The following is a 21546-nucleotide window of genomic DNA, read 5'->3' as shown; positions in this document are numbered from 1 at the left end:
GCAGAGCATGGTCATCATCGGTGGAGGGCTCGGCGGCCTGTCCACCGGCTGCTTCGCCCGGATGAACGGCTACCGCACCCGGATCCTGGAGATGCACGAGATCCCCGGCGGCTGCTGCACCGGTTGGGACCGAGGCGAGTTCACCTTCGACTGCTGCATCAGCTGGCTGCTGGGCAGCGGGCCGGGCAACGAGATGCACCAGATCTGGCTCGAACTCGGTGCGCTGCAGGGCAAGCGGATGCGCAACTTCGACGTCTTCAACGTGGTGCGCACCCGGGACGGCCGGGCGGTCTACTTCTACTCCGACCCGGACCGGCTGGAGGCCCATCTGCTGGAGCTCGCCCCGGAGGACGCCCGGCAGATCCGCCAGTTCTGCGGCGGGCTGCGCAAGTTCCGCCTGGCACTGGCCCGTTACCCCTTCCTCAAGCCGGTCGGGCTGATGGGCGGGTGGGAGCGGATGCGGATGCTGGCCTCCTTCCTGCCGTACTTCAACGTGATCCGCCGCTCGATCACGGTGCTGATGAGCGACTACTCGGCACGGTTCAGGAGCCCGCTGCTGCGCGAGGCGTTCAACTTCGTCCTGTACGAGAAGCATCCCAACTTCCCGGTGCTGCCGACGTACTTCCAGCTCGCCTCGCACGCCGGACAGTCGGCCGGGGTGCCGGAGGGCGGCTCGCTGGGGCTGGCCCGCTCGATCGAGCAGCGCTACCTGCGGCTGGGCGGCGAGATCACGTACAACACCAAGGTGACCGAGATCCTGGTCGAGAACGACCGGGCGGTGGGGGTGCGGCTGAGCGACGGCCAGGAGGTGCGGGCCGACATCGTGGTGGCCGCCTGCGACGGCCGGACCACCATGATGGACCTGCTCAAGGGCCGCTACCTGAGCGACACCTACCGCCGGCTGTACACCCAGACCATCGCCGAGCCGGGCATGGTGTTCCCCGGCTACGTGACCGTCTTCCTCGGCCTGCGCCGGCCCTTCCCGGCCGGTGATCCGTGCACCACCTACCTGCTGGAGGACGAGGTCGCCGAGCGGCTCACCGGCATCCGGCACCCGAGCATCAACGTCCAGTTCCGCAGCCGCCACTACCCGGAGCTGTCGCCCGCCGACACCACCGTGGTGTACGCCAGCTACTTCTGCGACATCGAGCCCTGGCGGGAACTGAGCACCGGGCCGGAGCAGGAACCCCGGGTGCGGCGCGGCGAGGAACTGCACACCCTGCCGGTCGGCCGGGGGCGGGAGTACCAGCGGGAGAAGCGCCGGGTGCGCGACACCATCGTCGAGTTCCTGGACGGCCACCACCCCGGGCTCAGGGCGGCGGTGGCCGTCAAGGACGTCTCCACCCCGCTCACCCAGGTCCGCTACACCGGCAACTACAACGGCACGGTGCTGGGCTGGCAGCCCTTCATGGAGAGCGGCGAGACCCTGGAGGAGGAGATCAAGCGCAACGGCCCGGGGCTGCCCGGCCTGGCGAACTTCTACCTCTCCGGGGTCTGGGCGACCACCGGCGGGCTGATCCGGGCGGCGGCGGCCGGCCGGCACGTCGTCCAGTTCATCTGCCGGGACGACGGCAAGCCCTTCACTGCCGAGGTGGACGACAGCGCGCCACTGCCCACCCTGCTCATCGAACCGGTCGGCCCCGCCGGCCGGCAGTTTGGAGTCACCTCGTGAGAATCGAGAAGTGGGTCGTCCAGGAGCACGCGGACGGCGTGCCGGACGTGGAACGGATGTACCGGAAGGTCGTGGAGGAACTGGACGTCCGGCTCGCCGCGGACGAGATGCTGCTGCGCACCCGGTACGTCTCGGTCGACCCGTACCTCCAGGGCATCGCACTGGACACCCCGATCGGTGACCACATGGGCGCGGACGCGATCATGGAGGTGATGGAGGCCGGGCCGGAAGCGCGCTTCGCGGTCGGCGACCTGGTGCAGGGCTTCGCCGGCTGGCGCAGCCACCTGGTGAGCAATGGTGCGCCCAGGCTCTGGCAGACCGGGACCTTCCCGATGGTCTTCCCGGCCTTCCGCCGGCTGGACCCCGCCGACTACGACGAGGCCCTGCCGCTCTCCACCGCGCTCGGCATCCTGGGCGGGCCCGGGATGACGGCCTGGGGGACGGTCGAGAAGTTCCTGGACGTCCGCCCCGGTTCGACGGTGCTGGTCAGTGGGGCCTCCGGGGCGGTCGGCTCGCTGGTCGGGCAGCTGGCCAAGCGCCGGGGTGCACGGGTGATCGGTACCACGGCGGCGCCGGAGAAGGCGGCGTGGCTGTGGGAGCTGGGCTTCGACGGGGTGCTGCTGTACCGCGACGGCGACGCGCCGGAGCGGCTGGAGAAGGAGCTGGCCGAGCTGGCGCCGGAGGGCATCGACCGCTACTTCGACAGCCTCGGCGGGGTGCTGACCGACGTGGTCTTCGGCATGCTCGCGGTGGAGAGCCGGGTGGCCGTCTGCTGGCAGTGGGCGAGCCAGGTCGGCGGGGACTGGGTGGGGCCGCGGCTGCTGCCGTTGATCATGTTCCCGCGCACCACGATCCGCGGCATCTTCTCGCTGGAGTGGTTCACCGAGGAGAACTGGGCCGGGCTGCGGCGGGACGTCGGGCCCCTGGTCCGCGGCGGCGAGCTGAGGTACCGGCAGACCGTGCACCAGGGGTTCGACAGCATCCCGGCGGCCTACCGCGGCCTCTACCTGGACCGTGCGGCCAGCCGGGGGAAGGTGCTGGTCGAGCTCTGAGCGGGGGCGGGGCCCCTCGGCGGGTTCGTCGAGGGGCCCCGGCGCGCGGTCAGTTCAGGGTGAACCAGGTGCTCCGGGACTTCTTCCACTCGGGGTGGGTGAGGTCCTTGGCGGCGGTGGCGTCGCCGTAGAGATCGGCGGAACCGTCGTCGGTGATCAGCTGGGCGCGGGCGCCGGGGGCGTCCAGGTCCGGGACGTCCGGGATGGCCTCCCAGGCGCCGTAGTCGCTGGTCGGCAGGTCGAGCAGCTTGGTCGGCTGGGAGCCGGGCTGCCCGTTCCAGCGGTAGAGCGCGTACGGGGCGGAGTTGTCCTCGGCGGCCCAGGAGCCGGCGACGATCAGGTACTGGCCGAGGTCGTTGCGGCGGATGTCGCGGACGGACAGCCCGCCGAGGTCCAGCTCGATCGCGTTGCCGAAGGCCGCGTGCGTCGCCGAACCGTTGAGGAGGGACGGGAAGTTGGTGACCGGGACGAGCAGCGCCCGGCCGCCGGTGACGGCCGGGGTGAGCGGCGCGCGGAAGCCGATGTAGGCGGTGCCGGTGCTGCCGGGGGCGAACTCCAGGCCCTCGACGTTGAACCCGTCGATCTGCTTGGGCGCCTGTCCGTCGGCGGCGCCGGCGGCGAAACCGTAGCGCTTGCCGTGGGCGTCGTCCCAGGCGATCAGGTCGTCGCGCAGGCCGTGGTACGAGCCGGCCAGGGACAGCTGGGTGTCGGCGCCGGATCCGGTGACGGTGGTGGCGAAGACGGTGTGCCGGTCGGTCTTGACCACACCGTCCTTGTTGTTGCCGAGCGAGCCGGTCCAGTAGATGGTGTTGCCGACCCGGGTGGCGCCCTCGATGTCGATCTCCTTGGAGACACCGAGGTCCGAGCTGAAGTCCCAGGTGCGGACCGGTGCGCCGGAGTTGTTGCGGTCGTACAGGCGCAGGGTGTTGGACTCGTCGTCGCCGACCACGATGTAGCCGCCGCCCGCGTCCACGGCGGCCGAGGCGTCGCTGGAGCCGGTCAGGTAGCGGCTGGTGGCCGAGGACTGGACGGCGGGGGAGGCGGCGTAGTGCAGGGTGCGGGTGGCGCTCTTGCCGCCCAGGCCGGAGACCTTGATGGTGAGGTCGGCGTAGCCGACGCCCTGGGCGGCGACCGCCAGGGTGCGGGTGCCGCCGGTGCCGCTCACCGTGACGTCGCCGGTGCGGGCCACGGCGCTGCGGGTGGTGGCGGACGCGGCGACGGTCAGTGCCGAGGCCGAGGCACCGGACTGGGCGACCGTCACGGTCACGGTCGGGTCGCCGGTGGCGCCGACCGCGCCGGACAGGTACCCGGCCGAGAAGGTGATCGTCGGGGTGCCGTACGTGACCGCATCGGCCGGGAGAGCGGGCAGGGCGAGCACGGGCACCGCCGCGACGGCGACGGCGAGCGGCAGCAGGCGGCGGAGGGAACGCGACACAGTGGCTACCCTTCGGCAGATGGGGGAGTCGACGGAGGTGCAAGCCTGCTGGCGCTCGGCGAACACGGACCCTACGGCGGCCCTACGAGCGTGGACGGACGGGCGAACAGCAGGCACTGCAAGGGGGGGTGAGGCTCAGTCGGTGATTCCCGCCGCCCGCAGTCGGCGGAGGACCGCGTCCCAGTCGGGAGCGACCGGCTCGGTCCGATGGGTGCCGACGCCCTTGTCCTTGAAACCGCTGGAGGTCGACACGCAGACCACCGGACCCGCGGAGAGGTCCGGCTCGCCGAGGCTGCGCAGCCCGGCCAGACCGGCCGCCGAGGACAGCTCCGTCCAGAGCCCGGCCCGGGCCAGCTCCCGCTGGGCGTCCGCGAGTTGACCGTCGTCCAGGGTCAGTGCCCGGCCACCGCTCTCGCGGACCGCGAGCACGCCGCGGTAGCCGCTGACCGGAGAGGTGATCGAGTACGCGTCGCTCGGGCCGACCGTCACGTGGGCGGCCGGCAGGCCCTCCGCGATCGCCCGGGCGAGCGGCCCGGAGGCGGCCGTCTCACAGGAGTGGATGCGCGGCACCCGGTCGGTGAGGCCCAGCCGCCGCAGCTCGGCGAAGCCCTTCCAGACACCGAACAGGAGCTCGCCGTAGCCGGTCGGGACGAACACCGCGCTCGGCAGGCCGACGTCCTGGAAGATCTCGTACGCGACGGCCTTGTAGCCCTCGGGGCCGTACGCGTGCCCGGTGTGGGTGGTGGTGAGGTTGCTGACCGGGTGCAGGCCCAGCCGGTCGACCACCTGGCGCAGCAGCGGCCAGCGGGCCTCCCACGGCACCGGGAGCACCACCGCGCCGTAGGCGTTGAGGAAGGCGTCGACGTTCGGCGGCAGGTCAGGGCCGGTGAACACCACGCACCGCAGTCCGGCGCGGGCGGCGTAGGCGGCGGCCGAGGCGCCGTGGTTGCCGGAGGAGGCGACCGCGAGGCCCGGCGCGCCGACGCCCACGGCGGCACTGGTGGTGCAGCGGTTCAGCCGGTCCTTGTGGCTCCAGGTGGGGTTGCGCGACTCGTCCTTGACGTACACCCCGGGCTCGATCTCCACCAGCGGAGTGGCGCCCTCGCCCAGGCCCGGTGCGAGCAGCGGCGGCAGCAGCGGGGCCCAGCGCTCCAGGCCGCCGCGCACCGGGGAGGGAGTGAACAGGCCCGCCGGGTCGGCCTTGCCGTAGGCGTAGTCGACCTCGACGGGGTAGGAGACGTCGTCGGTGCCGGTGCGCGGGCAGCCGGCGGTGATCGGGGGCCAGAGCGGGAAGTCGAGGGCGGGGTCGCCGAGGGAGCGTTGGCCGGTCGCGAGGGATTCTTCTGTCGGCATGCCAGGAGAGTAGCCGGGCGGCCGACCTGCGGTCCGGCGGTCGGCGGGGCCCGGGGCGAACCGCTTCCGCTTCGTGGGAGTACCGGTACCGGCTGCTCCGGGCGGTCGTGCTGCTCCGGCCGGTCTAGTTGCCCTGGCGGATCGCCGAGATGTCGAACTCCAGGACGACCTTGTCGCCGACCAGGACGCCGCCGCCCTCCAGGGCCGCGTTCCAGGTGACGCCGTACTCCTTGCGGCTGATGGTCACCGAGCCCTCCAGCCCCACCCGCAGGTTGCCGTACGGGTCGACGGCGTTGCCGGTGTACTCGAAGTCGATGGTGACCGGGCGGGTGGTGTCCTTGATGGTGAGGTCGCCGGTGACCCGGTACTCGCTGTCGGAGCGCACCTCGATCGCGGTGGAGCGGAAGGCGATGTCGGGGAAGTTCGGCGCGTCCAGGAAGTCGTTGGTGCGCAGGTGCTGGTCGCGCTGCTCCACGCCGGTGTCGATGCTCTCGGCCTTGATCACCACCTGACCGGAGGAACGGGACGGGTCGCCGCCGTCCAGGTGGGCGGTGCCCTCGAACTTGTGGAAGGCGCCGCGGACCTTGGTCACCATGGCGTGGCGGGCGACGAAGCCGATCCGGGTGTGGGCGGGATCGAGGATGTAGTCGCCGGTGAGCTCGGAGAGGTTGGCGGTCATGGTCGGCGTGCCTCCTGATGCGGGTCCCGGGCCTCGGCCCGGGGGTGGTCGGGCGGTCCCCGGACCACGCTAGGGGCAGTTCCCGCGGGCCGCGCGTCGGGCCGGGCCCGAGCGGGGTGCGGGGCGGGAAGGCTCGCGGGGGACATCAGGGGGTGAACGGACCGGGGGCCGCGATGGACGGTGGAGTGCGGGCGAGGCGGCGGCCGCGAAGCGGGTGGGCGGACCGGAGTGGCCGGTGTGCCGAGGCCGCCGGGCACCCGGCCGTGGGGTGCCCGGCGGCGTTGCTCAGCGGTGGCTCGGGAACTGCACCACCTGCTGGTAGGTCGGACGGTTCTGCCAGGTGGTCTTGGCGTCCGTCACGCCGCCCAGCGGGCGCTGGACGATCGTGTCGGCACACCACTGGTCGCCGGCCGCGCAGTCCGCGTCGCCCGGGTAGACCTGGGCGGGGGTCTGGGCGGTGGCCTGCTTCAGGGTGGTCAGCAGGACGGTCCGGCAGGCCGCGAGGTCGCCCCCGCCGCAGAACGGCCGGGCCAGCGGGCCGGCCACCTGGTCGCCGAGGACGGCGCGCAGGTCCTTGTCCAGATAGCTCCACCAGCCGTACTGGAAGGCCGAGCCCTTGTGCGGGATGGCCTCGTTGGCGCTCACCGGGCCGGTGGCGGGGCCGGCCTGCCCGCCCGAGGGGGACTCGTTGATCTGGAGGGCGCCGGTCAGCGCGCCGAACAGCGGATCGCCGAGGCCCGGCCGCATGACGCCGTCGGCGACCAGCGGCCACCAGGCGTCCATCACCCGGATCGCGGTGGCGTCCGCGTAGCCGTGGCTGCCCGGTGAGGTCTCCTTCCGCTGGGCGCCGTTGGCGAGCCAGGCCTCCAGCTGCTGCAGGGCGGTGAGGGTGGCCTGGTCGGTGACGGGGGCGCTGCGCAGCACGCGGATCAGGTCGGGCAGCACGTCTTCGGCCCGCAGGTCGGCCAGGGCGGCGCTCTCCATGGCCTGGGTGAGCGAGACCCGGCTCGCCCTGCCCCCGTTCCTGAGCAGGGACTTGACCCGGTCGTCCAGCAGGTTGCCGCGGTGCACCGAGCCGTTGCCGAAGCCGGCCGAGGTGTAGCCGTTCGCCTGCTTGTTGTTCCAGGAGACGTAGTAGTCCTGGTTGACGGACTGCGGGTGCTCGGCTGCCGGGGTGTACCGGGCGGTGTTGGCGGCGGGGTCGAAGTCGGCCCACTCGTAGGCGGGTTGGGCCTGGACGGGCAGCCCAGGGTCCACGCCGGGGGCGCGGACCGGGTTGCTGCCGGAGTTGTAGTACGCGATGTCGCGCGAATCGGCGTAGAACCAGTTGAAGGTGTAGTTGATGTCCTGCGCGGCCTGCTGGAAGCCCGCCGCGTCGTGCACCGCACCCGGGTCGTTCAACTCCTGGAAGCCGATGATGGAATCGGCCTCGTGCCGGTACGTGGAGCGCAGCGAGGTGAAGGCGACGGGTGCGCCGCCGACGGTGCCGCGGGCGGTCACCAGGCCGTACCTGGAGCGGTACATCACCAGGGTGTAGGAGCCGGCCGGGGTGGAGTCGGCGGTGGTGGGGTTCCACGCGTTCTTGCGTTCCAGCCGCTCGAAGGGCAGGCACTGGCCGTGCCAGAGGTAGGAGTCGGCGGCGGTGGTGGCCGGGGAGCCGTCGGTGGTGCAGAGCGGGACGGCGTAGGTGTCGGTGATGTCCTGCCCGGCGGAGGTCGCGCTCCAGGCGTAGTCCTGGCCGCGGCCGAGCTGCACGTAGAAGCTCAGGCCGGCGAAGGCGGCGCCGCGTGCGCTGATCCCGGGGCCCTGGATCTCCTCCAGCATCAGCAGCTGCGGGGCGAAGTAGCCGGTCTGCGGGCCGAACACGGCCACCGGGTGGCCGTCGTCGGTGTGCGCGCCGGAGACCAGCAGGGCGTTGGACATGCCGTGCCGGGCGGTGAGCAGGTTGCCGGGCAGGACGCCGTTCGCCTCGGTGGCGGCGGAGCCGGCGGAGCCGGTGGCGTCGTAGACCACCCGCTCGGGCACCACCGAGCCGGGGTCGGGCAGCGCCTCGCCCTGCGGGTGGTCCGGGACGGTCGCGTACGGGAAGCTCTGCCCGTCGTGCAGGGTCTGGACGGCCTCCGGGTCGTCCGCCTCGCGCAGGGACTTCCAGACCGCGTCCCCGGCGTCCTTGCCGTACCGGGCCTCGGCGGCCGACTTGACCTGGGCGGAGGCGAGTTCGCCTCCGCCGCCGGAGCCGAACAGCGCGCCGACCACGGAGGCGAGGGCGACCAGGTCGGTCAGCTTGAACGGTTCGATCGAGCCGGCGTTGGTGATCGGGTCGATGTGCCCGGTGAGGTCGTACTCCCCGGGGAAGGTGCGGGCGTTGTAGGACTCCTTGGCGTACTGGTTGATGCCGTCGAGGTAGGCGTTGGCGTCGGCGAGCGCCTGGGTGGCCCGGCCGCCGCGGGCGGCGATGGCGTCGATCTGCTGCTGCAGCTCCGCCTCGGTGTACGGCGCCGCCTGCCAGAAGGTCTGCTCCAGTTGGCGGTTGGCGGCGGCGCCGCCGGCGAAGCCGGACAGCTGGCCGCGGCCGACGTGCCGGAAGAGGTCCATGACCCAGAGCCGGTCCTGGGCGGCGGCGTAGCCGGCGCCGAACTCGGTGCCGTAGCGGGTGGTGCCGGTGATGTGCGGGACGCCGGTGGCCTTGTCGCGCACGATGGTGACGTCCGCACGCGGGCTGGTGGTACTGGCCACCTGGTCGGTGGGGACGCCGAAGGAGGCGTCGTTGAAGAAGTCGCGCAGCTTGGCCTCGGTCAGGCCGGGGTAGCCGGAGGCGAGGGAGGCGTACGGGCCGAGCTGGTCGTCGGTGTGTGCGGGGCGGGTGCCGAAGGCCCGGTTGAGCAGGATGTCGGCGAGGGTGGCGTTGCCGTTCTCGCCGGGCGGCAGGATGTCGGCGCAGCGGCCGCCGCAGTAGTCGTTGGCGGCGGCGGTCGTCGCAGCGGGGGCGGGCGCGGCGGTGGCGGTGGGGGTGGTGGTCAGGGCCGCGGTGACGAGCAGGGCCGGGGCGAGGGCGGCGGCCGGGAGTCGGAGGGAGCGGGGGCGGGGGCGTTGGCGCAAGACGGACTCCTCCGTCGAAGTCTCACGGAGAGTCGACGGTAGGGGTGCTACTGGCCGGTTGGCTAGTGGCGTGCATGCCATTTTCCGTGCGGTGGAGGGGAGTTGAGGTCAGTTCTGGTCCACCGGTCGGTCAGTTGCGCGGCCCGGAGTGGGGGTCCAGGCCGGTGCTGGGCAGTAGCCTGGCCGCTCGTTGACGTGGGAAGCGGGGCAGGGTGTTGGGCGAGAGCGGGTCCGTGCGGGCGTTGGCGCGGGTGCTGTGGCGGCGGAAGGAGCTGGTGCTGCTGCCCGCGGTCGCGACGGTGGTGGTGGGTGGGCTGCTGTCGCTGCTGGTTCGGGCGGAGGTGTGGGCCGGGGGGAGCGTGGTGCTGGGAGTGGCGGGGGTGTCGGTGGTGGTCGTGGCCGCCACTTTCCTCAACGCCGTGACGCTCATCGCGGCCGACGACGCGCTGCACGGGCGGCCGGTGGGGATCGGGTCCTGTTGGGTGCGGGCGGCGAGGCGGTTGCCGGTGATCGCGGGATGGGCGCCGGCTGGAGCCCTGGGAATCGTCGGGGCGCTGCTGCTGGTGGGGGCGGGGTGGTCGTCGGCGAACTATCTGGTGCTGCCGGCGCTCGTGCTCGACGGAGGCGGGGTGCGGGAGGCGCGGCGGAGCTCGCGGGAGGCGTACCGGCGGGACCGTGGGCGGTTCGTGCGGGGGTCGGTCCGGATGGCGATGCCGGTTCAGGTGGCGCTGCTGCCGTGCCTGGTGGTGTTCGTCGTCGGGCTCACGGTGACCGACCGTGGGCTGGGGGCCCTGCTGATGGCCGGGGCGGCGCTGTGCCTGGGGGCGGCCGTGGCGGTGACGTCGAGTCTGTACGGGGTGTTCCGGGCCGCGCTGTACCGGGAGTCGGCCGGGGTGGCGACGGTGCCGGCGCCGGGCCCGGTGGTGCGGGTCCCGGAGGCGGAGTAGCCGGGCGAGAGGGCGGCGCCGCACCTGCCCGGCTCAGTCCGGAGGTGCGGCGCCGGGTCGGTGGAGCCTCGGGTCAGGGCTTGAGCACCAGGCGGATCGGGTTGCCCTCCTTGCGCTCCAGCGCCTCGACCGCGCGGGCCGCCTCGGCCAGCGGGAAGGTCCCGCTCACCGAGCGGGAGAAGTCGAGCCGGCCGCCGCGGACCAGGTTGACCAGGTCGACGACGTCCTGGCCCTCGGAGCCGTAGTGGCCGCGGATCTGCTGGCGCAGGTAGCTGACCAGGGTGCCGTTGGTGACGGTCAGCGGCTTGTCGGTGAGGCCGACCAGCACCAGGCGGCCGTGCTCGCCGAGGGTGGCCATGGCCTGCTCGCGCACCGGGGCGACCCCGGCGAAGTCGAAGGCGGCGGACAGTGGGCGACCGCCGGTCGCCTCGCGCAGCAGCTCGGCGAACCCGGGGTCGGCCGGGTCGAGGGCCGCGTCGGCCCCGAAGGCCAGGGCGCGCTCGCGGGCGGCCGGCAGCGGGTCGACGGCGACGATCGGGAAGGCGCCGATGGCCCGCAGCAGCTGCACGCCGTGGGCGCCGAGGCCGCCGACGCCCCAGACGCCGACCGCCTCGGCCGGGCGCACGGAGCCGGTGGTGGTGATCGCGGCCCAGGGGGTGGAGACCGCGTCGGGGATGAAACAGGCCTGCTCGAAGGGGAGCTCGTCCGGGATCGGCACCAGGGTGGTGGCGGTGGCGAGTGCGTACTCGGCCCAGCCGCCGTCGTAGTCCACACCGCGGGTGTACGTGACGCCGTCGCGGGTCTCGCCGGCCTGAAGCAGCACCCGGTCGCCGACGGCCGCGGTGGTCACACCCTCGCCGAGGGTGTGCACGGTGCCCGCGACCTCGTGGCCGAGGGTGACCTTGTCGCCCTTGAGGAAGAGCGGCTTGAGCATGCCCTCGATCAGGTGGACGTCGGAGAGGCAGACGCCTGCGGCCTCCACCTTGATCAGCACCTCGCCCGGGCCGGGCACCGGGACGGGTACCTCCTCCAGGGCGAACGCGCCCTTCGAGACGTCGAGCCGGCCGGCGAGCATCGTGGTGGCCATCGGGACTCCCCTTCGTGCGGGGGCGGCGGGTCGGGTGGGTGTCCGCCGCCGCCCCGGAAGTTACTTGTTATCCAACAAGCAAGTTTACCGTAGCATGGTGCCATGTCTACGCACGATGAGGACCCAACCCGCGGTGCCGGGGCTTCCGGGGAGGCGCCGGCGCGCCGAACCCAGGCCGAACGGCGTGTCCGGGCCGAGTCCGCGCTGATCGCGGCCGCCGCCCGGCTGATCGCCGAGCACGGCAGCACCGGGGTCACGCTCGCCAGGGTGGGGGAGGAAGCGGGATTCAGCCGGGGCCTGGCCACCCACTACTTCGGCTCGAAGGCCGCGTTGCTGGCCCGGCTCCAGGAGGCGGCGCTGGCCGAGGCGATGGCGGCGGCCGCGCCGGAGCGCAGCGGGGCGGGGGCGGCGGACGAGCTGTGCCGGTTCGCGCGCGGCTGCCTGGAGGGTGTGCGCAACCCGACCGACCTGGGCCGGGCCTTCGTGGTGCTGGGGGCCGAGGCGCTCGCCGGGTCCTCGGAACTGACCGCCGCGGTGGCGGAGTTGGACGCCCGGACCCGGGAGTGGGCGGCCGAGGTGGTCGGGCAGGGGCAGCGCGACGGCGAGCTGCGCCCCGGCGTGGACCCGGGGGCCTTCGCGCTGGCCTTCGTGGGGCTGCTCAAGGGGCTGGTGGTGCAGGCCGCGGCCGGTCCGAAGGCCTTCGACGTGGGGGTGGCGGTCGCGGAGTCCGAACGGTGGATCCGGCTCGCGCTCACGGCGGGCTGACGGCGCCTCCCGGGGTGTGCGGCCGGGAGACGGGCGGGGGAGGGAGCGCCGCCGCCGCACGGGGCCGTGCGGCGGTGGGAGGGCCGTGAGGCGGAGGGCGACGGGTGGCGGCCGGCCGCCCGGGGTGGGGTCAGGCCCGCCGGGTGGGCGAACTCCGGCGCGCCGGCGGCGTGATGCGCACCCGCTGGGTGGCGGGCGCCTTTTCGAGGTCGTCCAGCTGGGCGAGGACGGTGGCGCGCAGGTCGTCGTCGTCCTCGAAGTGGTGGTCGTTGAAGAGGGTGTAGCCGGACCACATCAGGTTGGCGCAGACCCGGGGCGGGACCTTGCCCGTGGCGGCGCCCATGCCGACCAGGGCGACGGACCGGATGGAGCCCGGCGCCAGGTGGTTCTGGCGGTGGACGGCCTGGAAGGCGGCGGCGCAGGCCAGGGCCACGTTCAAGGTCTCGCTGACGTTCTGCGAGGAGGTCTGCATGGTCGGGGCCGATATCAGGAACGCGGGGTTGACGGCGCCGGAGGGCACGCAGACCGCGCTGCCGACCGGGAGGCTGCCGGCGTGCCGCTCGCGGATCGCCTTCTGGACCCGCAGCTGGATGCCCGCGCCCAGGTGGCGCTTGATCGCCGCGTCCGTCCCGCCGTCCATCCGGCCGCGGGAGTTGGTGGGGCTGACCCAGGCGTCGACCTTCGAAGTGAGGAGGGAGGCGTGCCGGATCTCGATTTCCGGGACGTCGGCGAAGGCCGCTCGCCAGGACTCCACGACCGTCGCGTTGAGGTCGGTCAGCACCACCTTGAGCGGCGACGGGGTACGGTCCGTGGTCATGCTGGGCTCCTGTCGGTCGGGTGTGCGGCCCGGGCGGCGGTCCGGCCCGTCGGCCGGGCCGGTCGATCCGGTTCCTTGGTGACACCGACGAAGCTAGCGCCCGGGTCTGACAATCCGTCCCGCCCCGGTCGGCGGCCGGTCGGGGCGGGCCGGATTGTCAGACCCCGCTGGTAGGACTGTCGTGTCCGCCAGGGAAGCTGACGGTTCATCATCTGCCGTTCGTCTGTCATTCGTACGGTCCCGACCAGCCGGAGTCGCACCACCATGAGCGCTGTCGACACCCCCGCCGCCCAGCCCGACCCGAACGACCCGCTCGCCCTCGCGGAGCTCTTCACGGGCGGCGGCGAGCCGTGGCTGCCGCTGCTGAAGCCGGTCATCGAGGCGCAGCCCGGCGCGGCCTCGTTCATCGGCCCCGGCCGCAGTCCGGAGGTCGTCCCGGTCCGCGAGCTGACCTTCCAGGCGCTCAAGCCGCACGCGCCGCACAAGTGGAAGGTCGTCGTCTTCGGTCAGAACCCGTATCCGAGGCCGGAGAGCGCCACCGGCATCGCGATGTTCGACAACACCTTCCACGACTGGAAGGACAGCCAGTTCGGCCGGGTGATCAGCATCCGCTGCCTGATCAAGGCCGCGGCGATGTGGAAGTACGGCATCCCCAAGAAGACGCCGATCGCGGACATACGGGCGCTGCTGAAGAAGCAGGAGACGGTCCAGCCGCCGGAGTGGTTCCAGGCGATGCTCACCCAGGGCGTGCTGCTGCTGAACGCGGCGCTCACCGCGAGCAGCGACGGCGGGATGGGGCCGGACCAGCACACCGGGTTCTGGCGGCCGGTCGCCGAGCGGATCGTCGAGGAGATCCTCCGTGCCAAGCAGCAGTCCGCCGAGGAGGACCGCTACGTCGTTTTCGCCTGGTGGGGTGCGCACGCGCGCAGCCTGAAGAACGTCGTGCTGCGGCTGCAGGAGAAGTACCCCGAGGTCGAGGTCCGCCACATCGACCACGCCAACCCGGCGGCCCAGGGAGACATCTTCTGCGACGGCGGGCACTTCGCCACGGTGAACGCCGCCCTCGCCTCGCTCGGCGCCGACGAGGTCGACTGGCTGCCCAGCGCCGGGTGGAACGCGCCGTCGGCGCAGGCCGGCGGGGCGCAGGACGGGACCGCCGAGCGGATGGGCGCCTTCATCGCCTCCACCATGGAGCTGCACCAGCTCTACCTGGACCGACTCGCCGGGGTGAAGGACGAGGGCCTCGTCCTGCCCGCCATCACCGGTGTGTTCGACACCCCGCTGCTGGGCTTCCGGGAGGCGGTGTCGCCGGTCGCCGAGCTGCTGCGCGGCCTGGACCGGCACGTGTCGCTGTCGCACGACTTCGGCAAGCGGCGGGCGGACGGGGCGGCCACCGGCCTGTCCGCCGACGAGATCGCCGCGCTCCACCTGTACACCTGCGAGTCCGCGTTCTACCGGGAGATCAACGCGGTGCTGCGCTCGCCGGACCGTGGCCGGCTGGTGCCGTACCTGCCGTACCTGCGGCTGCTGTTCGCGGCGGTGTCGCGGCTGCCCGCCCGCACCGCGCCGCTGTGGCGCGGGGTGTCGCTGGACCTGCGGCGGCAGTACCCGCTCGGGAAGACGGTCACGTGGTGGGGTGTGTCCTCCTGTACCTCCGAGCTCGGGGTGGCGCGGTCTTTCCTCGGCAGCCGGGGCAAGCGGACGCTCTTCGAGGTGCGCCCGGTGCGGGCGGCCGGCATCAAGAACTTCTCGGCGTTCACCGGCGAGGAGGAGTTCATCCTGCTGCCCGGCACGCAGTTGGAGGTCACGGAGGTGCGGGCCGAGCGCGGCGGCCTGTGCACCGTGACGCTGACCGAGCTGGAGGAGGCGCCCCTGGTGTCCTGAGGCGCCTGGGCCGAACCCCTCCTCGGAATGGCAACCAAGTCAGTATTCTTACTGAGTTAAGTTATACTGAACTCTGAGCAGCAGGTGAGCCCGTGGTGCAGGAAGGGGACGCGAGCCACCAGGTCGCCGCCGGGGAGGACGTCTCCGGCGACGGTGCCGGCGCGGAGGCGCTCGGCCGGTACCTGCGCACCCGCGCCAAGCGGATGAGGGAGCTGCCGCAGAGCCCGTCGTTCTTCGGCCGCCTGGACTTCGCCGACACCGCGGAGGCCGGCGACCACCGGCGGCAGCGCTACTACGTGGGCCGACGGCGGATCTCCGAGGACCCGACGGTGCCGCCGCTGGTGGTCGACTGGCGGGCCCCGGTCTCCCGGGCGTTCTACCAGGCGAGCGCCCACGCCCCGCTCGGGCTCGCGCGGCGCCGCTGGTTCGGCTGGGCGCCGTGGAGCCTGGGCGCGCCGGAGGAGCTGACCGGGCTGGAGGACGAGCCCCTCGGCGGAGCCGGCGGGCGCGGCCCGGCGGGCAGTACGGGCAGCGGGGGCAGCAGTGCGGGCAGCATCCTGGCCGCCGAGATCGAGCGGCCCCGCACCGGCCCGATGCGGGACATCGTCGCCTCCATCCAGCCCGAACAGGACGCGCTGGTGAGGGGCGGGCTGAGCGAGTCGGTGTGCGTGCAGGGCGCGCCCGGCAGCGGCAAGACCGCCGTCGGGCTGCACCGCGCCGCGTACCTGCTCCACAGCTTCCCGCAGCGGATCCGGCGCAGCGGCCTGCTGGTCATCGGCCCCAACCGGACCTTCCTGCGCTACATCGCCGAGGTGCTCCCCGCGCTCGGCGAGATCGACGTCACCCAGAGCACCGTCGAGGACCTGGTCGCCACCCGGCCGGTGAGCTCGGTGGACGACGAACGGGCCGCCGCCGTCAAGCAGGACGCACGGATGGCGACGGTGCTGCGCCGGGCACTGTACGGTCGCGTCCGGGCGACGGGCTCGGAGCCACTGGTCGTCCCGGACGGCTCCTACCGGTGGCGGGTTTCGCCGGAGCGGCTCGACCGGACGGTCGCCGAACTGCGCGAGCAGGCGCCGCCGTACGCGGTCGGCCGGGAGAGCCTCCGTACCCGGGTGGTGGCGATGCTCCAGGACCAGGCCGAGCGCCGGTCCGGCGTCAGGTCCGGCGCCTGGTCGCGGAAGATCGGCCGCTGCAGGCCGGTCGCGGCCTTCCTGGAGGCCGCCTGGCCCGATCTGCGCCCGGAGGCCGTGGTCGCCGCCCTGCTGAGCGATCCCGCCGCGCTGGCCGAGGCCGCCGACGGCGTGCTCGGCCCCGAGGAGCAGGCGGCCGTCCTGTGGCGCCGGCCGCCGCGCTCGGAGCGGAGCGCCCCGTGGTCCGAGCACGACCTGATGCTCCTGGACGAGGTGGCCGGCCTGATCGAGCGCCCGGCCGGCTTCGGCCATGTCGTGGTGGACGAGGCCCAGGACCTCTCCCCGATGCAGTGCCGGGCGATCGCCCGCCGCAGCGCCTTCGGCTCCCTCACCGTCCTCGGCGACCTCGCCCAGGCGACCGCCCCGTGGGCCGCCCGGAGCTGGTCCGAGCAGCTCGCCCACCTGGGCAAGCCGCAGGCCGCGGTGGTGCTGCTGACCACCGGCTTCCGCGTCCCGGCCGCCGTGATGGCACTCGCCAACACCCTGCTGGGCGCGCTGGACGTGGACGTTCCGCCGGCCGTGTCGCTGCGGCAGGACGGCGAGCTGACGGTACGGCGGGTGGACGGCGACAGCCTGGGCGGAGCGGCGGTGGCGGCGGTGCGGGCCGCGCTGGAGCGCGAGGGCTCGATCGCGGTGATCGCGGCGGACGGCGCGGTGACGGAGGCCGCCGAGGCGCTCCGCGCGGCGGGAATCCCGACCGGGGCGGCCGAACAGGTCGGTACCGCGGCGCGGGTGACGGTGCTGCCGGCTTCGCTGGTGAAGGGGCTGGAGTACGACCACGTGGTGGTGCTGGAGCCGGCCGCCATCGTGGAGGCGGAGGCTCGCGGCCTGCACCGGCTGTACGTGGTGGTGACCAGGGCGGTCTCCCGGCTGGACGTCCTGCACTCCCGCCCGCTGCCCGCGCCGCTGGCCGGGTGACGGCGCGCCAGGGGAATACGGGCGGGGGAGGACGGGCGGTGGGCGGGCGGCGGGCGGGCGGGATCGCGCCAAAAGCCGCGCCGGTTCGGGCAATTCGGAAAAGCGGCCGCCGAACTGCCGGGTGCCCGCGAGGATTTCCGTATGCCTACGATCATCAGACTGGCCGGAGCCGGTCTCGCCGCAGCCCTGTCCCTGACCGCCGCCACCGCGACGGCGGGGGCGACCACCGTGCCCACCGGGGGCCCGACCCTCATGCGCCAGCGGGTGGTCCTCACCCAGGCCGGGAACTACCCCACCGAGCAGAACCGGCACGGCGTCTTCTCGGTGTCCTGGAGGTCGATCGGGACCGAGGACCTCACCGGGCCGACCCACTTCACCGTCGACCTGCCCCCGGGGCTCACCACCGGCGGCGCGATGTTCCACTCCACGCCGTACGACTACACCTTCACCGAGACCGTCTCGCCCGACGGCCGCCACCTGGAGGCCGTCCTGAACGGCAACCGTAGCTCCGGGGCCGAGGAGTTCATGCAGATCCCGGTCGTCGCGGAGGGGACCGGCCCGGTCACCGGCGCGATCACCGCGAGGGTGGCCAACGCCAACGACACGATCCCCACCGGACACGTCTCCACCTACCTGCTCGGCATCGGCCTGCTGCCACCGCTGTTCGCCCCGAAGGCGCGGATCGACGAGGTCAGCGCCACCACCGGCCCGGGAGCGGGCGGCACCCCCGTGACCGTCACCGGCGAAAGCCTGGCCGGTGCGATGGTGCTGGTCGGCGGCGTTCCGGCGCCCGGCACCTGCACCGACACCGCCTGCGCGGTGACCACACCCGGCGGCTCGGGCAGTGCCGCCGTCACCGTGGTCGGACCCGGCGGGCCGGTCGAGGCCCCGGCGGCGTTCGACTACACCGGTGCCCCGCCGCCGCCCCCGGCGGCGCCCTCGCTCTTTGGCCTGAACACCCCCTCGGGCCCGGTCGGCGGCGGCACCGCGATCGTCGTGACCGGCGACGACCTGGCCGGCGGCACGGTCTCCTTCGGCGGACAGCCCGCCACCCGCGCCTCCTGTGGCCCGCAGCTGTGCACCGCCACCGCCCCGGCGGCCGACCGGCCCGGCCCGGTGGGCGTCACGGTGACCACGGCGGGCGGCACCAGCGACCCGGTGACGTTCACCTACACGCCGTAGCAGCTCTGGCTGCCGGAAGGCCGGCCCCGGCGACCAGGGCGAGCAGTGCCCTGGCCACCGGCGCCGGACGTTCCTGCATGGCGACGTGGCCGACACCGGGCAGGGTGAGGAGCCGGGCGTCACGGAAGGCGGCGTAGGCCCGGACCGCCGTGCGGAACGGGACGAGGCGGTCCTCGCGGCCGTAGACCAGCAGGGTGGGGACGCGGACCCGGCGGGCCTGGCGCCAGGCCGACTCCTCGGCCGACCGGTACAGGTGCGACCGGACGACGGCGCGCACGCCCTCGGCCAACATGTCCTGGGCGTAGGGAAGTTCGGCTCGGCGAAGGCGTTCGCGGGCCTCTGCCGCCCGCTGTTCGGCGCCGACCAGGGACGGGTCCGCGTAGATCAGGCCGTAGAGGTCGTCGAGCTGCCGGTCGGGGCTTCGGGTGGACAACTGCCGGGCGTGGAGCCGGGAAGCGCCCGGCAGGCCGAGCACGGACACCCGCAGTGCCTGGGCCGACGGGAAGCCGGGCAGGACCGGGGAGACGAGGGTCAGCGAGGCGACCAGGTCCGGGCGGTCGGCGGCGAGCCGCAGGGCGGTGAGCCCGCCCAGGGAGTTGCCGACCAGGTGGACGCGGCGGTGCCCGGTGCGGTCGAGGTGACCGGCGACGGCGGCGGCCTGGCGTCCGACGGTGACCAGGCCGTCGGGCGGGGGAGCGGAGCGCCCGAAGCCCGGGAGGTCGAGGGCCAGGCAGTGCACCGACGGCCGGAGGCGGTCGATCAGCGCGGCCCAGTTGTGCGTCCAGCCGCCCAGCCCGTGCAGGAACACGGCGGTTTCGGCATCCGGGCCGGCGCCGGGTACGTACGCGGCGGCGAGCAGGCCGGGCGGTGCGGGCCGGCTGCCGGTGGCTTGCTGCATGGTGGTCGGTCCGTCTCCTCGGTGCGGTGTGGTGTGGTGCGGGTCGGTCGTCGTCGTGGCGGGCCGGCCCCGGTCAGCGGCGTACGGGCACGGCGGCCTCCGCGACGGCTTGCCGGTAGTGCCCGATGAGTTGGTCGCCGACCGCCTCCCAGCTGCGCTCCGCCACCGCGGCCCGGCCCGCCCGGCCGAGCGCCCGGCGGAGCCCTTCGTCCCGGGCGAGCCGCTCCACCGCCTCCCGGAATCCGGTGCCCGCGCCGGGCGGTACGAGGTAGCCGGTGCGTCCGGGACGGACGAGGTCGAGCGGACCGCCGGCCGCCGGGGCGACCACGGGCAGACCGCTCGCCATCGCCTCCTGGAGGGTCTGGCCGAAGGTCTCGAACGGCCCGGTGTGGGCGAACACGTCGAACGAGGCGTAGAGCCGGGCGAGTTCGTGCCCCGAGCGGCGGCCCAGGAAGACCGCGCCCGGCAGCGCGGCGGCCAGCCGGGCGCGGTACGGGCCGTCCCCGACCACCACCAGCCGCACGCCCGGGAGCCGGGCCGCCTCGGCCAGCCGCTCGACCTGCTTCTCCGGCGCGAGCCGTCCGACGTACCCCACCAGGACCTCGCCGGGCCGGCCGAGGCACAGCCGCAGGGCCTCGTCCCGGTGGCCGGGGTGGAAGCGCACGCAGTCGACGCCGCGCGGCCACAGGTGGAGCCGGGGGACGCCGTGGGCCGCCAGGGCGTGCAGCGAGGCCCGGGAAGGCGCCAGGGTCCGGGCGGCGGCCGCGTGGATGTGCCGCAGCCGGTGCCAGGCCAGCCGGGCCCCGGCCCGGCCCGCGAAGGGCAGGTACGTCCGGGCGTAGGCGGCGAGGTCGGTCTGGTAGACCGCGACGACGGGGACGCCCGCCCGCCCGGCCGCCGCGGCTCCGGCCGCCCCGAGCGCGAACGGGCCGGCCAGGTGCACCACGTGCGGGCGGTGCCGCCCGACGGCGTCGGCGACCTGCCGCCCCGGCAGGGCGATCCGCACCTCCGGGTACCCGGGCAGCGGCAGCGACGGGACGCGGACCACCGGGTAGCCGTACGCCCGGTCGCCGGGCTCGCCTGCACGCCGGCGTGCGATGCGGCCCGCCGGGGCCACCACGAGCGGGCGGTGGCCCCGGGCCAGGAGGTGCTCGGCGGTCCGGAGCACGCTGTGGGCCACACCGTTGAGCTGCGGGGCGAAGGACTCGGCGACGATCACCACCCGCAGCCGCTCGCCGCCGTGGACCGGGCCGTCCGTGGCGTGCGCCGTCGGCCCGGGCAGGACTCCGCTCACCGGACGGCCTCCGGCCCCGGCACGGCCGACCGGCCGGGTTCCGCCCCGCCCGGGCCCGCCGGGACGGACCGGCCGACCGCGCGCAGGTCCCGCAGGATCTCCCGGAAACAGGCGGTCAGACCGGCCTCGGCGTACGGCAGGCCCTTCTCCGCGCAGAACGCGCGCACGATGTGCGAGGCCGGGCGCAGCGACGCCACCGGCATGGCCGGGAAGAGGTGGTGCTCGATCTGGTAGCCGAGGCCGCCGAAGAGGAAGTGGACGAACCGGCCGGCCCGCAGGTTGCGGGAGGGCAGAACCTGCCGCCGGAGGTAGTCGGTGCGCTCGGCGCCGGGGCCGGTCATCGGCATGCCTTTGTGGTTGGGGGCGAAGATGCAGCCCAGGTAGACGCCGAGCAGCGCCCCGAACAGTGCGGTGAAGGCGAGTGCCTGGAGCGGTGGGAGCACGACGGCCGTCAGGACCGCGGCCAGGGCGTAGTGCAGTGCGGCGAGGGCGCGTTCCAGGACGGGGCGCCGGACGGTGCCGCGGGTGAGGGTCAGGCCGGTGGCGATGAGCAGGCCGAGGGCCTGGAGGGAGAGCAGCGGGAAGAACAGTTCCGCCTGGTGCCGGGCCACGAGGCGTCGCAACCCCCGTGTCCGGTGGGCCTGTTCGGCGGTTCTGACGAAGAGGATGGCGTCGGCGGCCGGGTCGTGGCCCTCGTGGTTCGGGTGGGCGTGGTGGCGGTTGTGGTCGCTCACCCACCAGCCGTAGCTCATGCCGACCACGAGGTTCCCCAGCACGATGCCGGCCAGCTCGGTGGTCCGGCGCTCGGTGAACACCGCGCGGTGCGCGACGTCGTGGCCGAGCAGCGCCAACTGGCCCAGCAGGAAGGCGAACAGCGGCGCGAGGCCGAGCTGCCACCAGCTCGGGCCGAGCGCGACGAACCAGGCCAGCAGCCCCGCCAGTGCGGCGAACAGCGCGGTGCTCCGGCAGGCGTAGTACAGCGGGCGCCGACGCAGCAGGCCGGCCTCCGCGACGCGCCGGTACAGCTCGGCGAACTCGCCGCGCCGGGCGGTCCCGGCGGTCGGGGGGTCCTGAACGGTCATGCCACCCTTCCGGTTTCGGCGCGCAATCGGATTCCGGCCAGGCCCGGCCGGACCGCGGAGGCCGCGCGTCCTGGGCCGGGGCCCGAGCCTTGCGCACCCGGATCGTCCTTGTCCCGGGTTCGCTCCGGGTCGTGCCCCGGGCGGCCGGATCGGCGGCGCGGAGCACCCGAGGGATCCGTCGGGCGTGCG

16 protein-coding genes are annotated in these 21546 nt (G+C 74.0%); 7 read left to right on the top strand and 9 right to left on the bottom strand.

Translation table 11 applies throughout. From position 1 onward, the window contains the following. Positions 1–7 precede the first annotated feature (7 nt). Both AB0O11_RS08015 and AB0O11_RS08010 read left to right on the top strand, forming a co-directional pair. Positions 8–1672, top strand: coding sequence for an NAD(P)/FAD-dependent oxidoreductase (locus tag AB0O11_RS08015; protein ID WP_363383552.1), 1665 nt, complete (start codon positions 8–10; stop codon positions 1670–1672). Next, on the top strand, positions 1669–2724 hold the full coding sequence (locus tag AB0O11_RS08010; protein ID WP_363383125.1) for an NADP-dependent oxidoreductase: 1056 nt from the start codon (positions 1669–1671) through the stop codon (positions 2722–2724). Before AB0O11_RS08015 ends, AB0O11_RS08010 begins: the two co-directional genes overlap by 4 nt. A 49-nt stretch (positions 2725–2773) precedes the next feature. Here AB0O11_RS08010 and AB0O11_RS08005 read toward each other — a convergent pair whose 3' ends face one another. The 4 genes from AB0O11_RS08005 to AB0O11_RS07990 all read right to left on the bottom strand — a co-directional run bounded on the left by AB0O11_RS08005 (position 2774) and on the right by AB0O11_RS07990 (position 9122). After that, positions 2774–4138 carry a hypothetical protein gene (locus tag AB0O11_RS08005; RefSeq protein ID WP_363383551.1) on the bottom strand — a complete coding sequence of 455 codons (1365 nt, stop codon included), beginning with the start codon at positions 4136–4138 and terminating at the stop codon, positions 2774–2776. A gap of 156 nt (positions 4139–4294) precedes the next feature. Next, positions 4295–5512, bottom strand: coding sequence for a pyridoxal-phosphate dependent enzyme (locus AB0O11_RS08000; protein ID WP_363383122.1), 1218 nt, complete (start codon positions 5510–5512; stop codon positions 4295–4297). Positions 5513–5636: 124 nt separating this feature from the next. Beyond that, a complete protein-coding gene (locus tag AB0O11_RS07995; RefSeq protein ID WP_363383119.1) occupies positions 5637–6191 on the bottom strand; it encodes a YceI family protein in 555 nt (184 codons plus the stop codon). 285 nt (positions 6192–6476) lie between these two features. Then, a complete protein-coding gene (locus tag AB0O11_RS07990) occupies positions 6477–9122 on the bottom strand; it encodes a penicillin acylase family protein (RefSeq protein ID WP_363383550.1) in 2646 nt (881 codons plus the stop codon). Between the two features lie 401 nt (positions 9123–9523). Here AB0O11_RS07990 and AB0O11_RS07985 point away from each other — a divergent pair, with 401 nt between their 5' ends. Further along, positions 9524–10237, top strand: coding sequence for a hypothetical protein (locus AB0O11_RS07985; RefSeq protein ID WP_363383116.1), 714 nt, complete (start codon positions 9524–9526; stop codon positions 10235–10237). Between the two features lie 73 nt (positions 10238–10310). Here the strand turns inward: AB0O11_RS07985 and AB0O11_RS07980 are convergent, their stop codons facing one another. Continuing rightward, positions 10311–11324: a zinc-binding dehydrogenase gene (locus AB0O11_RS07980; protein WP_363383113.1), complete on the bottom strand. Its 1014-nt coding sequence runs from the start codon at positions 11322–11324 to the stop codon at positions 10311–10313. Positions 11325–11426: 102 nt separating this feature from the next. Between AB0O11_RS07980 and AB0O11_RS07975 the strand changes: the two genes are divergently transcribed. Further along, positions 11427–12089, top strand: a complete 663-nt coding sequence (locus tag AB0O11_RS07975) for a TetR family transcriptional regulator (protein ID WP_363383110.1) — start codon at positions 11427–11429, stop codon at positions 12087–12089. Between the two features lie 130 nt (positions 12090–12219). Here AB0O11_RS07975 and AB0O11_RS07970 read toward each other — a convergent pair whose 3' ends face one another. Further along, positions 12220–12906, bottom strand: coding sequence for a macro domain-containing protein (locus tag AB0O11_RS07970; RefSeq protein WP_363383108.1), 687 nt, complete (start codon positions 12904–12906; stop codon positions 12220–12222). Between the two features lie 264 nt (positions 12907–13170). On the opposite strand from AB0O11_RS07970, the gene AB0O11_RS07965 reads away from it, so the two are divergent. The 3 genes from AB0O11_RS07965 (at position 13171) to AB0O11_RS07955 (ending at position 18083) form a co-directional block, all read left to right on the top strand. After that, positions 13171–14790: an ADP-ribosyltransferase domain-containing protein gene (locus AB0O11_RS07965; protein WP_363383105.1), complete on the top strand. Its 1620-nt coding sequence runs from the start codon at positions 13171–13173 to the stop codon at positions 14788–14790. Positions 14791–14882: 92 nt separating this feature from the next. Then, entirely contained in the window at positions 14883–16901 is a 2019-nt protein-coding gene (locus tag AB0O11_RS07960) for an AAA family ATPase (RefSeq protein ID WP_363383103.1), read from the top strand. Between the two features lie 141 nt (positions 16902–17042). Next, positions 17043–18083 carry an IPT/TIG domain-containing protein gene (locus AB0O11_RS07955; protein WP_363383100.1) on the top strand — a complete coding sequence of 347 codons (1041 nt, stop codon included), beginning with the start codon at positions 17043–17045 and terminating at the stop codon, positions 18081–18083. Here the strand turns inward: AB0O11_RS07955 and AB0O11_RS07950 are convergent. The 3 genes from AB0O11_RS07950 to AB0O11_RS07940 all read right to left on the bottom strand — a co-directional run bounded on the left by AB0O11_RS07950 (position 18067) and on the right by AB0O11_RS07940 (position 21357). Then, complete coding sequence (locus AB0O11_RS07950; protein ID WP_363383097.1) at positions 18067–18981, bottom strand: alpha/beta hydrolase; 915 nt, start codon at positions 18979–18981, stop codon at positions 18067–18069. The genes AB0O11_RS07955 and AB0O11_RS07950 overlap by 17 nt on opposite strands. Positions 18982–19054: 73 nt before the next feature. Next, positions 19055–20209, bottom strand: a complete 1155-nt coding sequence (locus AB0O11_RS07945; protein WP_363383549.1) for a glycosyltransferase family 1 protein — start codon at positions 20207–20209, stop codon at positions 19055–19057. A 62-nt stretch (positions 20210–20271) separates the two neighbouring features. Next, complete coding sequence (locus AB0O11_RS07940; protein ID WP_363383095.1) at positions 20272–21357, bottom strand: acyl-CoA desaturase; 1086 nt, start codon at positions 21355–21357, stop codon at positions 20272–20274. Between the last annotated feature and the right edge of the window lie 189 nt (positions 21358–21546).

Origin of the sequence: Kitasatospora sp. NPDC093102 (assembly GCF_040683915.1) — a bacterium.
Lineage (GTDB): Bacteria > Actinomycetota > Actinomycetes > Streptomycetales > Streptomycetaceae > Kitasatospora.
Note: the sequence above shows the minus strand (reverse complement) of the source record. Positions and strands in the feature narration are given on the sequence as shown.